Below are 13897 nucleotides of genomic sequence, written 5' to 3' on the forward strand. Positions count from 1 at the left end.
CGAGAGGGTCTCCAACAACGTCACGCCACAGGCTCAGGACCCCCAAAGAAGTCGGCCGGGGTGGCGACGATGACCGCGATGGCGGGCATGTGGTGCCGTGTGGCAGCGGCGCCCAGCGGGGCCCTGGCCTCCGCCGACACGTTGGTCGCGTCCACGATCGTGTTACGCCGGCGGGCCATCCGGCGCTCCAGGATCAGATGCAGGGCGTCGACCGCGTCGCCCGTCGCCTCCTGGCAACCGCAGTCATCGCTAACGGCAGCATGCAGGGCGTCAAGCGAGAGGACCTGGCTCGCGGGCCAGGTGGCGGCCAGCGTCGACTTTCCCGCGCCAGAGGCACCGATCAACACGATCAGCGCGTTCTCCGGCAGGTCCGGGTACAGCGGCATCGGCGAGGTCATACGTGATCTCCTTGCAGGTCGAGGAACGGGTCGCCCAGCGCAGACACGGGGCGGCGTTGTCGGTGATGAGCGCGGTGGCCTCGTACAGGTAGCAGGAGGCGTCGCCATCTCGGGCGTCAGGTCAGGAGTCAGCGGGTGCGGATGCGGAGCAACTTGGCGACCCACTGCCGCAGCTGGTCCCAGCGGGTGGGGTGCGTGTGCCGCCAGGCACTGCGGTCCAGGCCGTACTGCGTGGGGAAGCTCTGGGAGGCGCCGCAGGTGCACGCCCAGGCGTAGGGCTCGGGACGCGTGTCGTCGCGGGTGGCGGTGACCGTGACCTGGGTGCCGTCGTGGCGTCCGTGGTAGGTGCCGACCCAGAACTGCGTCTTCTCGTCCTTCATCAGATTTCCTTCGGGTTCGGGTGCGCCCACCCAGGGCGCACCGACGTGGAAGCGAGCGGGAGTGGTGTCGTCGGGTCAGTGCTGGAGCCGGTGGACGTTGTCCGGTTCGTCGTCCAGGCCCTCGTGGTCGGGGGCAGGAGCCGCCGGGATGTGGATCTCGGGCCGGATGTCGATCTGGGACTGGAAGCCGTGCTGTGGATGACAATGGGCGCAGGCTCAGCCGCCAACGAGAGGCCGGCGCGTCCGCTCCGGCCTGCGTGCGACACCGCCCCCGCCTTCACCGCTCGGATGCCGCGATGACGGCCGCGACGGTTTCCACGGTGTGATGGAACGCCTGGTCAAGGGCGTAGGATCCGCCCATCGGACCGCCCAGGGTGTAGAAGTTGCCCTTGCCGGTGGCGTCGGCGATGGCCTTGAGGTGGATCCGCCGGTCGGCCCACCAGTGGGTGGCGGCCGAGAGGGCGAGCGCGTCAGCGACCCGGCTGGGCTTCAGGCGAAGTCCGATGGCTCGGGATCCGGCGAACAGGGCGACGGCCTGGGTGGCGGTGTACGTGGCGACGTGTGCGGTGCAGGCGATGCGGCCAGCCCGGCTGGACTGGCCCTCGTTCTCGTCGTGCTCGCCCTTGGTGACGGCCTGGTGGTCGGACTGGATCCAGTGGTCGCCGAGGTCCGCGGCCATGCGCATCAGGGCGTAGGCGGTGGCGAAGCGGATGGCCCGGGTGCTGGGATCGGCCATGGTGGAGGTGCTCCTCATCTCTCTGGTCGGGTGTGGTGTGGCAGTACGGGTGGCTCTCGGGGCAGCCAGCTGGCCGATCGCTCGGTAGCGGCGGTGGCGTCAGGTCGTCCCCGGGGTGTTCGGGAAAGGCGTCGTCGACGGGGCGGGCGAGCTGTTCGTCGCCTTGGTCCGCCGGGAGGCGGTGCTGATGAGGCGCCGGATTTCAACTGCGCACGTGCCACACAGGAAGCGGCACGCCTCGGCGAAGGGGTCGGTCGTGCCGGTGCCGAGCTCGGCCAGGCAACCGCAGTTGTCGCAGACCAGGCCGATGAGCTTGCGGAGTTCGTCGAGCTGGCTCGCGAACGCGGCGCGCTCGTCGGGGAGCATGGCCGCGACGATCCGCTGAGCGTCGTTCCGGTCGTCGGCGAGTACGGCATACACGGCTGCCGTCTCCTGGAACGTGGCAACGGCGGTCGCCGTGACGTCGGTCGGGGGGCAGCAGGTCGGCGGCTGGAGGTCGCGGTCGTCGTCTTCGGCTGGGTCGGGGTCGGGGGGCACCAGCGTTGCGGGCGTCTCGTACGGGGCGGTGATCTTGGCGAGGGCGGCGCGGATGCGGTCGGCGTTGCCCAGGACGAAGGAGCGCTGCTGTTCGGGCGTGATGCCGTTCAGGTGAGCGGCGGTCTCGTCCTCGGGCGGGCCGGCCGTCTCGGCTAGGTGCTCCAGGTGGAGCGTCGCCACGACCAGCTCGCTGATCATCGGCGTTTCCGTGGCTCGGGTGCTGGGGCGCACGGCCTCGGCGGACTCGGGTGCCTCCGTGCGGCTGTGGGTGATGTCCATGGTCGTCATGGGGCGCTGGCCCTCCGTGTCGGTCGGAGCCCGTCTGCCGGGCCTCTGCGCTGCCCCGGCCCGCGGGGGTCGGGGCGGCACAGGGGTCCGGCAGGTCAGGCGCTGACCGGCTCGTCCTCCACCTCGTGGTTGAGGTGCTGCTCCAGGAGGTCACGCACCTGGTCCATGGACGTGACGGGGACCGGCTCGTCCTCGGTCTCCGGGACGACGAAGGCGTATTCGTGGGTCGCGAACTTGCCGTCCTCGTTCTTGCGGTAGTGCACGTAGGCGCCGTCAGTGAGGGGGAACAGGGCGCTGGTGCCGTCGATGCCCACCCACAGCTTGGCCTTGTGCAGGAGGTTCCCGGCGGGGTCGATCTTCCCGGAGTACATCGCGGCCTCGTGGGCGCCGCCGGCCCGGGCGGCCTCGGTCAGGCGGTCGATGAGTTCTTCGGCGTCGGTGGGCAGGTCCTCGTCCGTCTCCTGTGTGTCCAGCCCGTAGGCCGGGGAGGTCGAGGTGCGGGTGAAGGCGCGCAGCGGCGACATGAACGAGTCGAGGAGCTCGCTGACCCCGAAGGCGAAGGCGATTGCGATGAGGCCGGCGCAGAAGACGGCCCAGGTCGGCGTGGTGCTGCCGGGCCAGCCGTCGACTCCGGCGGCGGTCAGCAGGGCCGGCGCGTTGTAGCCCAGTACACCGCCGGTTCCGGCGGCGGCCAGCATGACGACGTTTTCGAAGCCTGCCAAGGCGATGGCGGCGGTGGTGCGCATGGTCTTGCCCATGGGGTTCTCCTCCTTGGGGAGTCCGGGAACTAGTTGGAAACGCGGGGAGGCCGCCCGATCCGGGATCAGGCGGCCTGCGGAAGGGGGCCGAACAGCCGGTGGTGCGCGTCGCGTTGACCAGCGACGGTCGCGTGCTCGTCCTGAGATCCGATGAGGTTGTCTGCTGCATTGCCGTCCGAGGCGAGCGCGGGCGTGAAGTCCATGGGGGCACCTCACCCTTCGGCCCCGACCAGGACGGCGACCATCAGCCCCGACCACCGGTCACGATCAGGCAACGTGTTGCCTGATCTGCCGTGGTCGGGGTGTTGGTCTGCACCGCCGCGGAGAAGGCGCGGTGTTCGCTGCGGTCAGCTTGCGGCCCGCCGACTCCATGGCGGCGGGAGCGGCTCATTGCAGCCGCTCTGCGCCAGACGCGTTCCGAACCCGCTCCTGGAGGCTGTCGTCCGCGCCTTCTTCTTGCGCACTGCCCGGTAAGGGACGGAGCAGTGCCAACACCCCGTCCAGTTCATCCGGCTTCACCAGGACGGCGCGCGCCTTGGAGCCCTCGCTGGGACCGACGATGTCGCGGGACTCCATGAGGTCCATCAGCCGCCCGGCCTTCGCGAAGCCCACCCGGAGCTTGCGCTGAAGCATGGACGTCGAACCGAACTGCGTGGACACGACCAGTTCGGCCGCCTCGCACAGCAGGTCGAGGTCGTCGCCGATCTCTTCGTCGATCTCCTTCTTCTGCTGGGTGCCCACGACGTCGTCCCGGAAGACGGGCGCCATCTTCTCCTTGCAGTGCTGGACGATGGCCGCGATCTCGTTCTCGGTCACGAAGGCGCCCTGCATACGGGCCGGCGTGCTCGCCCCCCATCGGCAGGAACAGCCCGTCGCCCTTGCCGATCAGCTTCTCGGCGCCGGGCTGGTCGAGGATGACGCGCGAATCGGTGAGCGAAGCGGTGGCGAAGGCGAGCCGTGAGGGCACGTTCGCCTTGATCAGACCGGTGACTACGTCCACCGACGGCCGCTGGGTGGCGAGCACCAGGTGGATGCCGGCCGCGCGCGCGAGCTGCGTGATGCGCACGATCGCGTCCTCGACGTCCCTGGGGGCAACCATCATCAGGTCGGCGAGCTCGTCGACGATCACCAGCAGGTACGGGTACGGCTGGAGGTCGCGCTCGCTGCCCGCCGCCGCCTTCACTGTGCCGTTTCGTACGGCGGCGTTGAAGTCGTCGATGTGCCGGAACCCGTACGCCGCGAGGTCGTCGTAGCGCAGGTCCATCTCGCGTACGACCCACTGGAGGGCTTCGGCGGCCCGCTTCGGGTTGGTGATGATCGGCGTGATCAGGTGCGGGATGCCCTCGTATGCCGTCAGCTCCACGCGTTTGGGGTCGACGAGGACCATGCGCACGTCCTCGGGGGTCGCGCGCACCATGATGGAAGTGATCAAGCAGTTGATGCACGAGGACTTGCCGGAGCCGGTGGCTCCGGCGACCAGGATGTGCGGCATCGTCGCGAGGTTGGCCATCACGTAGCCGCCCTCGACGTCCTTGCCGAGCGCCACCAGCAGGGGATGGTCGTCCTCGGCGGCCGCGGCCAGACGCAGCACGTCACCGAGGTTGACCATCTCGCGGTCGGTGTTGGGGATCTCGATGCCGACCGCGGACTTGCCGGGGATCGGCGAGATGATCCGGACGTCGGGGCTGGCGACGGCATACGCGATGTTCTTCGTCAGCGCGGTGATCCGCTCGACCTTCACGGCCGGGCCGAGCTCGACTTCGTAGCGCGTGACCGTCGGGCCGCGCGTGAAGCCGGTGACGGCAACGTCGACCTTGAACTCGGAGAAGAGGTTCGAGAGCGCCGCGACAACCGCGTCGTTGGCGGCACTGCGGGCCTTGCCGGGCCCGCCGCGCGCGAGGAGGTCGAGTGAGGGCAGCGCGTACGTGATGTCGCCGGACAGACGGAGCTGTTCCGCTCGCGCGGGAACATCGCGCTCCTCGCCAGCGGACGGCGCCTTGGTGAGGTCGGGGACAACCAGGGGAGTCGACGTCATCGCGGCCGGCCGTGCGGCGGGGGCCGGCGTTGCTGCGGCCTTGAGTTTCCCGCGCGGCGCGAGGGCCGCCTGCTCGACGGGCCCGCGATGGCGGGAGCGCGCGGTCGGCGGCGGCTCGTGCCGCTGCTCCGGGATTCGCTCGTCGTTCTCACTGGGCATGTCGGCTGTCTGCTCCTGGACGACGCCGAGGTGCACGACGAGCGCCCGCAGCCGCTGCGGGATGGCGTTGACCGAGGTGGCCGTGACGACCAGCAGCCCGAAGACCGTGAGCAGCACCAGCAGCGGTGCGGCCAGCACGTTGCTCACGGTGTAGGTCAGCGGGGTCGCGACGCCCCAGCCGATCAGTCCGCCGGCGTCCCGAATGGCCTGCATGCCGTCGTCCCGCGCGGGCGAGTGGGACGCGATGTGGATCAGTCCGAGGAGGCCGATCAGCAGAGTGGACAGGCCGATCACGATGCGGCCGTTTGCCGTGGGTTTCTCGGGGTGCCGGACGAGCCGGACGGCGATCATCACGAGCAGGATCGGCACGAGCAGGTCGAGCCGCCCGAAGGCGCCGGTCACCAGGATCTCGACCAGGTCGCCGACTGGGCCCTTGAGGTAGGCCCAGGTGCCCGCGGCGACGATCAGCGCGAGGGCGAACAGCAGCAGCGCGGCGCCGTCCTTGCGGTGCGCCGGGTCGAGGTTCCTGGCGCTCCGCCCCATGGTGCGGAACAGCCGGGACAGCATCCTGGTAAGGCTGGGCGCCGATTTCGCGCGGGTCCTCTTCGCGGGGGCCCGCTTCGCGGGCGTCCTCTTGGCGGGCGTCCTCTTGGCGGGCGACCTCTTCGCCGCGGCCCTCTTCGCCGGTGCGCTCTTGGCCGGGGCCCTTTTCGCGGCGGGTTTCTTGGTGGGGGTCTTCTTCACAGTGGCCTCCATGGAGGTTGGGTAGGCAGGCGGTGCTTGGGTGATGGGGACCTGGCGGATCGGTCTTCTGCCGTTACGCGAGCAAGGTCACGACGAGCGCGAGGCCAGCGGAGGCGATGAGGACTACGGCAGCCAGCGAGAGAGACGGGGGCGCGACGCCCCGGCAAAGGAAGTTGGTGGCGAGGACCGGTGGTACGCGGTCTGGGTGGCCGGGCGGACACCGCACGGCCCCGCGGCCGCCTGTTGGGGCGGCGAGCGGGGGCGTACGGAGAACGGCCGATCACTGGTGGAGCGGGGTGGTGCGGAATCGGGCGAGGTCGTTCTTCGCGTCATGCGGGGCCAACGTCACTCCTGGTTGCCGGGGAGTTCGTTGTGGGTGGTGCCGAACCACTTGGTTTGGGTGTGCAGTTCGTTGTGCTGCACGTAGTTCGGCCCGGTGAAGTGGTTGACCGTGTTGTTCGGCAGGGCGGAGGCGCCGTCGCGTACGGCTCGCCCGATCATGCGGGCTGCGACGCCGATCGAGGTGATCACGCCGACGGTGCCTACGCCGACGATGGTCAGCGTCGTCGGGCTGACGTTGGCCAGCCGCCACAGCACCAGCGAGATGGCGGCGCTGACCGGCAGCGAGCCGAACGAGTAGACGAGTACGAGCGCCGCGTGGTCCGTGGCCCGCTGGGACATGGGCGGTCGTCCGTGCGGATCGAACGGCACGGTGTCCCCCGTGGCGGGCTTGGGCGGCGGGAGGTCGGGGGCGACGAGTCTGGTGGTCGTGGGGGCGTTGCTGCTGTACCAGTTGGCCAGCATGCGCGCCTCGTCGACCGCTTCCTGAGCCGTCTGCCCCCGCTTGAGGCCTACGAGGTCGTCGGCCATGTGGCGTGTCTCCTTGCTGAGGGGGCGGGGGTGGACGCAGTAGAGGCGGCCCGCTGGGCGCGGGCCGCCTCTTGCTTGGGGTGGTTCTACTTGGACGAGACCGAGTTGACGGTCTGGGAGGCCGACTGGACCCCGTTGCCGATCATGGTCTGAACCTTCTCGACGGCCGTGGCACCCCAGGGGGTGGCGACCGCGAGGATCCAGAATAGGGACACGGCGAGGAACTCCCGGCGGCGGAAGGAACTGTCCCTCTTGAACCAGATGGCGAGGCCGATGCAGACAAGGACGAAGAGTCCGGTGACGGTGATGTTCATGGAGAAGTCTCCAATTCGGTAGGGCGGGGTGGGGTCAGGCGTCGACGCGTTGGTCGTCGAGGGGGGAGGCCGTGTGCCAGTCGCGGTCGATCTTGGTGAGCTTCCCGAGCCGTTCCAGACGGGTCGTGGCGTTCGCGACATTCGACGGCTGGAGTTCGGTGACCTCGGCGATCTGCTTGTTGCGCCGGGCACCGCCGTCGACCGCGTACCAGACCTTCTGGGTGCGGGTGAGCGGCACGAGCTCGTCCAGGTCCTCGTCTTCGCCGTCCTCTTCCGAGGCGGCCGGGGCGGGCTTGAGGTCGATGACCGTGGCGTGCGGGCTGTTCTTGGACTGCTCCTGCTTGATCAGGTCAAGGAGGAAGGCTTCCTCCTCGGCGGCGTCCAGGTAGCGGTATTCCTCCCGGCGCAGGTACGCGGCGCCGGCGGCGTCGGCCTCCGGGTCGGAGAGGGTCGCCATCGGGAATCCGCGGGCGACGCGGGCCGGGTTGGTGTGGAACATGGCCCGGGACTGGGTGTACTGGGCTTTTCCGTCGGCGAGGTAGAACAGGCCGCCTGTCTCGGACCCGTCCGGGAACCGCTCGGGGAGGGGCTCCAGACGGAATTCCGGGGTGCGGGAGCCGAGCGACATGACGTCGACGTCGGCGCGTGCGGTGCGGAACAGGCCGATGTTCCCGGACTGGAGCATGTCGCGAATGGCGTTCGCGCTTGCGTCGGATCCGATGGAGTCCAGGTTCGGGATCTGGACCCAGGCCCGTGCGGACAGGCCGGCCGCCCTGGAGAGGCGGCCCACGCTGGACATGGCCCGGGTCAGCGGCTTGACGTGGAACGCGTGAGGGTCTTTGAGGACCATCTCGTTGAACTCGTCCCAGGTGACGACCATCGGTGCGAAGGGCTCGCCGGGCACGAAGAACGACCGGCCCTGCTCGATGAACCCTTCCGCGTCCAGCCACTGCATCTTCATCTGCTCGCTGTAGCGGTACTCGCTGACGCGGGTGGCGGACTGGCCCATGAGCATGGCCCCGACCGGCGACTTGACCAGCCAGTCGAGATCTCCGAACCAGGATGCGTATCCGGCGCCGCCCTTGCCGTCGGCCAGCCAGGAGATGAAGCCGTTGACTCGCTGGGCGACCTGGAGGTCTTCTTCCAGGGAGGTCTTGCCGGCGCCGGTGGTGCCGGAGCCGAACGAGTGCACCGCCGACGCGGACGGCCGCCCGGACAGGCCGCGGCGGACCGGGTCGAACTTCAGCAGCCGCCACTTCGCCGGACGGCCGTAGATGTCCTTGCCGACCGTGACGTATCCCTGTTCGTCCATCGTCAGGGCGCGCAGGTCGAGCGTCACACCGTCCTGCAGCGGGTTGGTGCTCATCTCGTTGACTTCGATCCTGCGGGCGTCGATCACGCGCAGGTGCAGCCGGGCGACGGCGTCCTCGCCGGGCATGTCGAGGGCCTGGGCGATGCTGCGCGGCTGCACCTCGGCGACCGAGGACCCCCGACGCGGCATCAGGATCTTGAACTGACGGCCGTACTCCGTCTCCTGCACGTCGTACAGTTCGCTGCCCATGTACGGACCGAACTCCTGCCACACCGCAGGCAGGTCGTCCATGTCCAGGTCGGCTGCCGCGGCGGTCCGCAGCCGGACGGTGAGCTTGGCACGGCTGGCGGACATGTCGTCGGGGCGGTAGACGTTGACCGCCCGGGGCGGCACGTCGAACGCGATCGAGATCTCGTCCTGCCCGACGAACAGCGCAGGCCTGGCGATGGTGGACACGATGATCGCGGTCAGCTTGTCGTCGTCCAGATGGATGTCGACGAGCTTGGAATCGGGCAGCGGGCCGCGCTCGCACGCGATCCACTCATCCCACCGCGCCAGGTACCAGCCCGCTCCCTCCGGGTGTCCGGCCGGGGAGACCCCGACGTCGGGACGGGCCCACACCCACGATCCCCACGCGGACCCGACGGACGCGGCGACGATGTGGGCCCACCAGGGCACGTCTATGAAGCCGCTCGCGGGGATCGCCGCCAGAGGCTCGGCACGCAGCGCCATCTCGGCGGGCGTGTACCGGCGCCACCAGCCGCGCTCCCAGTCAGGCAGGGCCTTGGCCCACATCCGCCGCAGCCTCGCGCAGCGGTTGCGGTAAGCCTCGGCCTTCGCCCTACGGACGAGAGCGGCGCGGTCGTCCCGGTGGCGCCACCCGTCGGCGATGCCGATGGTCGGCACGAGCAGGCCTTCGCTGCCCACGGACGGGCCGTAGCCGTCGTCTTGGGCCAGGCGGCGACGCATCCGGCGGACCCTGCGCCGGTAGCCGCGCCGGCTGCTGCGGGCCATCCACTCCCACGGCTCGCCGTGCCCGGGCAGCCAGCGCCACGGGCCGGGGTTCATGGCCAGAGCGGCCCAGCCGGCCGCGAGGCCGGTTGCACCGATCGTGGTGAACAGGAGCGGGTCGCCAGACAGCAGGCTCGAGGCGATGCTGAGACCGGACCCCACGTACAGGCCGGGATTTTGCATCTGGGCCGCCCGAGCGCGCAGTCCGGTCAGCTCCTGCGGAGTGTCTTCTTCTTCCTTCGTCGCTTCGGTGGTCGCTGCCATCCGGCTCTCTCCGATTCCGGGTATGACGAAGGGCGGGACCGCACGTTGCGGCCCCGCCCTTCGTGGTGGGTCTGTCTGGCTCCTACTGCTCGGGCTTGATGAAGCGCCGGTCGGCCATCTGCACGTGGTGCGTGCGGTTGGCATCCGCCATCCGGCCGTGCTGGGCCGTCGTCTCATCAGCCAGGCCCTGCGCCACGGTGGACAGCGTGTCGGACGCCGAGACGATCGTGCCGACGTTGGCCGACATGGCCTCCGACAGCGTCGCGACCTCCATGTAGGCGGTGGTGGTCGGCTCGTCGACGTCCAGGACGGTCATCGCCTCGGACATGTACCTCGCCGAGGCGGCGCGGTCGTCGAAGCGGGACTTGAGCCGTTCCACGGCCCGTTTGGTGTTGGCTGCGCGGATGCCGTACGCCGCTGCCCTCGCGAGGACGGCGGCGTAGGTGACGATCGCGCTGAGACCACCCTTGGTATCGCTCATGGTCAGGCTCCCCTCGTCTCGTAGACCTCGGTGTGCGCGGAGGTGTCCTCGGCGTCGACCGCGTCGGAGATATAGACCTCGCGGTCGGCCACGGACTCCATGTCCTTCGCGATGCCCGCGTACAGGCCCTGGCCGGCCACCAGCAGGGCCTTGGCCTTCACGACGCCCTCGCCCTGAGCCTTCGTGTTCGACTTCAGCTCGTCGAGCTGGGAGTCGATCACCCCGTACTGCTCCTTGCCGCGGGTGACCCAGCCCATGACCTTCGGTCCGAAGCCGACGGCCTCCATGGCCACGAGCAGCGAGTCGCCGCGGCTGATCTCCCGCTGGCAGCGTTTGCCGATGCGGTCGTAGACGACCAGGTCGTCCTCGCACATCAGCGAGAGCTCGTCGCTCTCCTCCTCAACGGACTCGTACGACACCTCTGCCGCCATACGCCCAACTCCTTCTCCGGCAGCGGCCGGTTCCTTGGTGGTGTTCACGGGTTCCGTCACAGCGGACCCGGGTTCGGTCACGGTCGTGCCGGGTTCCGTCACAGCGGATGCCGGTTCCGTGTCGGAGTCCGTCACGGCTGTGACGGGTTCCGTCACGGTCGTGCCCTCTTCCGTCATGGCGGGATCGGACGGCTCATCGGTGCTCTTGGGCTCCGCGGCCTCCGCGGGGCGCAACCAGTCCTCGTCCGAGGGGTCCCACTTGTACGCTTCCGCCCAATCCATCTCCTCCGTGGCGGGAGGCGGTACCGGCACGGGCTCATCTGCGGCCTTCTCAGGGGCAGTTGGGTCCGTTGAGGCTTCAGGGGACCTGCCATCGGCCGTTGGCGCCTCAGAGGCCCCCTCAGGGGGCTTCTCGGCCGCTTCAGGCTCCGAGGGCGGGTCCGGCCTGGCCAGGGACACTCCCTCGCCCTTGCCGCTGCCGGTTCCAACGGTCGGCGGATCGGCCGACGGGTCACGCGGGGGCACCGGAACGAGCACCGGCGCCGGGTCGGGCTCGCCTCGGGCGCGGCGGCGCTTGCGGTACTCGCGCAGCGCGCCCCTGCCGGTGTCCTCGGCCCAGGCCACGCCGCGCGCGGTCCAAAGCCCGGCGCGGCGCCCCACGGGGGTCGCCAGCCGCTCGATGCGGGTGTGTCCGCGGTAGCCCGACCGGAACGCCTCCGGGAGCGTGAGCACCGGGCCGCGTTCCGACGCCGGCGGCTCCTTCCACGGCGAGACCCCCGGGCCGCGTTCAGCCGGTGCAGCGACGCCGTGCTTGTCGGCGATCTTCTGCACGGACTTCTCGTGCCGGGCCCTCTCCCGAAGGATGTCGCGCTGCGCCGGGGACAGCCCCAACTTCGCCTGCTCGCTCTGCGCGCCATGCGTGTGGACGAGCCACACGCAGGCCGCGAGAAGCAGAACTTCCATCGCATTCCCCTCACGGAGTGCAACCGGGGGGAGTGAACGCGGCCCTCGTGCGCGTACGTACGCGTGTAGAGCCGGGTCGCGTTCATCTCCCCCCGGGGTGAATGAATGAGTGAACGATCACCGCGAGTAGCGGTCGGTGATCCGCTGGAGGGCGTCGCGAACGTCGCGCCATGCGCGGTTGGCGATCACCGGATCGGGGTCGCGCAGCACGCCGCGCAGCCGGTCCAGTCGCTTGATCGCACCCTCCTTGGCGGACCTCGCGTCCGCCTCTCTGATCTCCTTCGTCCAGTACGCAGAACCGCGTACCGAGTGGCGGTCGGTGGTCTGCTGGAGGAGGTTGCCGACGTCGCGCCAGGCGCGGTCGGCGACCACCGGATCGAGTCGGCGCAGTACGCCGTGCAGCCGGTCCACTCGCTTGATCGCACCCTCCTTGGGGGATCGCGCGTCCGCCTTTTTGACCTCTTTTGTCCAGTACGCGGATCCGCCCATCGGGCTTGGATTTCCTCCGTTCGTTCGGGGTGTCGGGTGGGGGTGCAGAGCGCTCCGGGTCTGCTCGCTGGGTCTGCTTGCCGGGTCTGCGAACGTTCCGCTCACCGGGTCACTCACCAGTTCACTCATCGGACTGCTTTGCACCTGTTTCGACCGCTTCCGGCAGTCGCAGCAAAGGCCAACCCGTCAGGGCGAGTTGGCCTTCACTGGCAGTGCCGGACGCTGCTCAGGCGTCGGTCTTCTCGGGGGTCTCGGACTCCTCGTGCGACATCAGGTGGCCCCAGACGCGGCGCACCCGCTCCTCGCCGCCGACGAAACCGGCGTCGCGGAAGGCGGCGACGGCCTGGCGGTAGGACAGCGGCGGGTCGTCGGAGTAGCGCAGGTGTCGCAGGACGACCTCCAGCTGCGCCTCGGTCAGCCGCTCGCCCGTCACCGGGGTGGGCACGCCCGCGACGGCCGCGACCTCTTCGAGCGTGACGGGGTGCGACGACTCCTGTGACGGCGTCCCGTCCGTGACGGAACCGGGCGTGACGGAGCCGTCGACCGTGACGGTTTCCGTCACACCGTTCGCGACGGAGCCCGTGACGGTGTGCGTCACGGTGTCCGTGACGGATTCCGTGGAGTGCGACGGCCGCGCGACCGTGTCGCCACTGACCTGCGTGCCTGTCTGCGTCGCGCCCTCCGGTCCGCTCGTGACGGCGGTGTCACGGGGCGGCGGGTTCGTCACGGAGTGCGTGCCGCCGGTGTGACGGACTGCCTGGTCCGTGACGGACCCCGTGCCGGAACCGTCTCGCCCGGTCGTGCCGGGAAGCGCGGGTGTGACGGATGCGGTGAGCGCGGGCGTGACGGATGTCAGGTCGAACATGCCGGCCAGCGCGTCGTTCGCGCCTTCCGTCATGCGGTCCCGCTGAACCGTCACGAGGCCCGCGCCGAGCGTCGCGTCGCCCGTGCCGACCTTCTTGGCCAGGTCCCACGACTTCAGCTCCGACTCCTTGCGCGTCTTCTCGTCGGGGTGGTTCGCGGCACGGGCCCGGTGGTACGCGAGCTGCTGCATCGTCTTCGCGTTCCGGCGCTGGGCCTCCATGTCGACGCCGGTGACCCGGATGACAATGCGGCGGGCCAGCAGACCCATGCCCTCCGCGGAGGAGCACATGGCCAGCGGCGTGACGGCGAAGACGATCGCCTCGGTAGCGGTCTGCGCGACGGCGGCGCCGGTGCCGGAGGCCGCTGCGGGCAGCAGCCACAGCCCGACCCGGACGGCGGCCGGCGAAGACTGGCCCAGCAGAGTCAGCCCGACATAGACGAGCGCCAGGGACAGCGTGGCGCCCTCACCGGCGGCGACCACACCCCAGGCGGTGGCCGAGCGGTGGAAGACGCCGGTGATGTTGCTGTAGGTGCCCCACGCTCCGAGGCCGGCGAAGACAACCATCGGCACAGCGGCAGCGATGAGGATGATGCGCTGGCCCCGGGTCAGCTTCGCCTCCAGCGGAGGGGGAGGGGAAGTGGATGTGGGTGTGGGTGTCATGGTTCATCACTCCTGAAGGCAGTCGAGGGACAAGGGGGCCGGGCCCAGTACGGGGGGATGGTCGTACCGGGGCCCGGCAGCATGAAGGCCGGCCTCCCGTCGGGGAGGCCGGCCGTGGAGCACGGGATCGGGGGAAGTCCCTGCTGCTCCCTGCCGGTCCCGCCGAGGTAGATCGGCAGGACCGACAGGGAGCCCCGGGGCG

General features: G+C 70.0%; 14 protein-coding genes and 1 pseudogene. 1 reads left to right on the top strand and 14 read right to left on the bottom strand.

Annotation, left to right across the window (positions count from 1 at the left end):
- Positions 1-20 precede the first annotated feature (20 nt).
- The 7 genes and pseudogenes from FB157_RS21000 to FB157_RS21025 form a co-directional block, all read right to left on the bottom strand.
- Positions 21-398 carry an ATP-binding protein gene (locus FB157_RS21000; RefSeq protein ID WP_145881919.1) on the bottom strand — a complete coding sequence of 126 codons (378 nt, stop codon included), beginning with the start codon at positions 396-398 and terminating at the stop codon, positions 21-23.
- Between the two features lie 128 nt (positions 399-526).
- Positions 527-778: a hypothetical protein gene (locus FB157_RS21005; protein WP_145881921.1), complete on the bottom strand. Its 252-nt coding sequence runs from the start codon at positions 776-778 to the stop codon at positions 527-529.
- A gap of 277 nt (positions 779-1055) precedes the next feature.
- Positions 1056-1514 carry a transcriptional regulator gene (locus FB157_RS21010; RefSeq protein WP_145881922.1) on the bottom strand — a complete coding sequence of 153 codons (459 nt, stop codon included), beginning with the start codon at positions 1512-1514 and terminating at the stop codon, positions 1056-1058.
- A 99-nt stretch (positions 1515-1613) separates the two neighbouring features.
- Entirely contained in the window at positions 1614-2339 is a 726-nt protein-coding gene (locus FB157_RS21015) for a hypothetical protein (RefSeq protein WP_145881925.1), read from the bottom strand.
- 95 nt (positions 2340-2434) lie between these two features.
- Positions 2435-3097 (bottom strand): hypothetical protein, encoded by a 663-nt coding sequence (locus FB157_RS21020; RefSeq protein ID WP_145881927.1) that lies wholly within the window; start codon positions 3095-3097, stop codon positions 2435-2437.
- A 65-nt stretch (positions 3098-3162) separates the two neighbouring features.
- Positions 3163-3300, bottom strand: a complete 138-nt coding sequence (locus tag FB157_RS47395) for a hypothetical protein (protein ID WP_186581613.1) — start codon at positions 3298-3300, stop codon at positions 3163-3165.
- A gap of 274 nt (positions 3301-3574) precedes the next feature.
- A pseudogene (locus tag FB157_RS21025) lies at positions 3575-5858 on the bottom strand (DNA translocase FtsK); the annotation flags it as partial.
- Between FB157_RS21025 and FB157_RS48565 the strand changes: the two are divergent.
- A complete protein-coding gene (locus FB157_RS48565) occupies positions 5833-6060 on the top strand; it encodes a hypothetical protein (RefSeq protein WP_261386419.1) in 228 nt (75 codons plus the stop codon). The pseudogene FB157_RS21025 and the gene FB157_RS48565 overlap by 26 nt on opposite strands.
- Positions 6061-6380: 320 nt before the next feature.
- On the opposite strand, the gene FB157_RS21030 is transcribed toward FB157_RS48565, so the two are convergent.
- The 7 genes from FB157_RS21030 to FB157_RS21060 form a co-directional block, all read right to left on the bottom strand.
- Positions 6381-6905 carry a hypothetical protein gene (locus FB157_RS21030; protein ID WP_145881929.1) on the bottom strand — a complete coding sequence of 175 codons (525 nt, stop codon included), beginning with the start codon at positions 6903-6905 and terminating at the stop codon, positions 6381-6383.
- 86 nt (positions 6906-6991) lie between these two features.
- Positions 6992-7219, bottom strand: a complete 228-nt coding sequence (locus FB157_RS21035) for a hypothetical protein (RefSeq protein ID WP_145881931.1) — start codon at positions 7217-7219, stop codon at positions 6992-6994.
- Positions 7220-7253: 34 nt separating this feature from the next.
- Positions 7254-9806, bottom strand: coding sequence for a hypothetical protein (locus tag FB157_RS21040; RefSeq protein ID WP_145881933.1), 2553 nt, complete (start codon positions 9804-9806; stop codon positions 7254-7256).
- A gap of 82 nt (positions 9807-9888) precedes the next feature.
- Positions 9889-10287, bottom strand: a complete 399-nt coding sequence (locus tag FB157_RS21045; protein ID WP_145881935.1) for a hypothetical protein — start codon at positions 10285-10287, stop codon at positions 9889-9891.
- A 2-nt stretch (positions 10288-10289) separates the two neighbouring features.
- Positions 10290-11681, bottom strand: coding sequence for a hypothetical protein (locus FB157_RS21050; protein ID WP_145881937.1), 1392 nt, complete (start codon positions 11679-11681; stop codon positions 10290-10292).
- Between the two features lie 117 nt (positions 11682-11798).
- Positions 11799-12170, bottom strand: coding sequence for a hypothetical protein (locus FB157_RS21055; RefSeq protein WP_145881939.1), 372 nt, complete (start codon positions 12168-12170; stop codon positions 11799-11801).
- Between the two features lie 226 nt (positions 12171-12396).
- Entirely contained in the window at positions 12397-13695 is a 1299-nt protein-coding gene (locus tag FB157_RS21060) for a hypothetical protein (protein ID WP_145881941.1), read from the bottom strand.
- Between the last annotated feature and the right edge of the window lie 202 nt (positions 13696-13897).

The sequence above is a fragment of the Streptomyces sp. BK340 genome (assembly GCF_007827595.1).
GTDB lineage: Bacteria > Actinomycetota > Actinomycetes > Streptomycetales > Streptomycetaceae > Streptomyces.

Coding starts and splice junctions, on each gene's coding strand:
- FB157_RS21000 (WP_145881919.1), bottom strand. CDS start 398: ATGACCTCGCCGATGCCGCTGTACCCGGACCTGCCGGAGAACGCGCTG.
- FB157_RS21005 (WP_145881921.1), bottom strand. CDS start 778: ATGAAGGACGAGAAGACGCAGTTCTGGGTCGGCACCTACCACGGACGC.
- FB157_RS21010 (WP_145881922.1), bottom strand. CDS start 1,514: ATGGCCGATCCCAGCACCCGGGCCATCCGCTTCGCCACCGCCTACGCC.
- FB157_RS21015 (WP_145881925.1), bottom strand. CDS start 2,339: ATGACGACCATGGACATCACCCACAGCCGCACGGAGGCACCCGAGTCC.
- FB157_RS21020 (WP_145881927.1), bottom strand. CDS start 3,097: ATGGGCAAGACCATGCGCACCACCGCCGCCATCGCCTTGGCAGGCTTC.
- FB157_RS47395 (WP_186581613.1), bottom strand. CDS start 3,300: ATGGACTTCACGCCCGCGCTCGCCTCGGACGGCAATGCAGCAGACAAC.
- FB157_RS48565 (WP_261386419.1), top strand. CDS start 5,833: ATGGTGCGGAACAGCCGGGACAGCATCCTGGTAAGGCTGGGCGCCGAT.
- FB157_RS21030 (WP_145881929.1), bottom strand. CDS start 6,905: ATGGCCGACGACCTCGTAGGCCTCAAGCGGGGGCAGACGGCTCAGGAA.
- FB157_RS21035 (WP_145881931.1), bottom strand. CDS start 7,219: ATGAACATCACCGTCACCGGACTCTTCGTCCTTGTCTGCATCGGCCTC.
- FB157_RS21040 (WP_145881933.1), bottom strand. CDS start 9,806: ATGGCAGCGACCACCGAAGCGACGAAGGAAGAAGAAGACACTCCGCAG.
- FB157_RS21045 (WP_145881935.1), bottom strand. CDS start 10,287: ATGAGCGATACCAAGGGTGGTCTCAGCGCGATCGTCACCTACGCCGCC.
- FB157_RS21050 (WP_145881937.1), bottom strand. CDS start 11,681: ATGGAAGTTCTGCTTCTCGCGGCCTGCGTGTGGCTCGTCCACACGCAT.
- FB157_RS21055 (WP_145881939.1), bottom strand. CDS start 12,170: ATGGGCGGATCCGCGTACTGGACAAAAGAGGTCAAAAAGGCGGACGCG.
- FB157_RS21060 (WP_145881941.1), bottom strand. CDS start 13,695: ATGACACCCACACCCACATCCACTTCCCCTCCCCCTCCGCTGGAGGCG.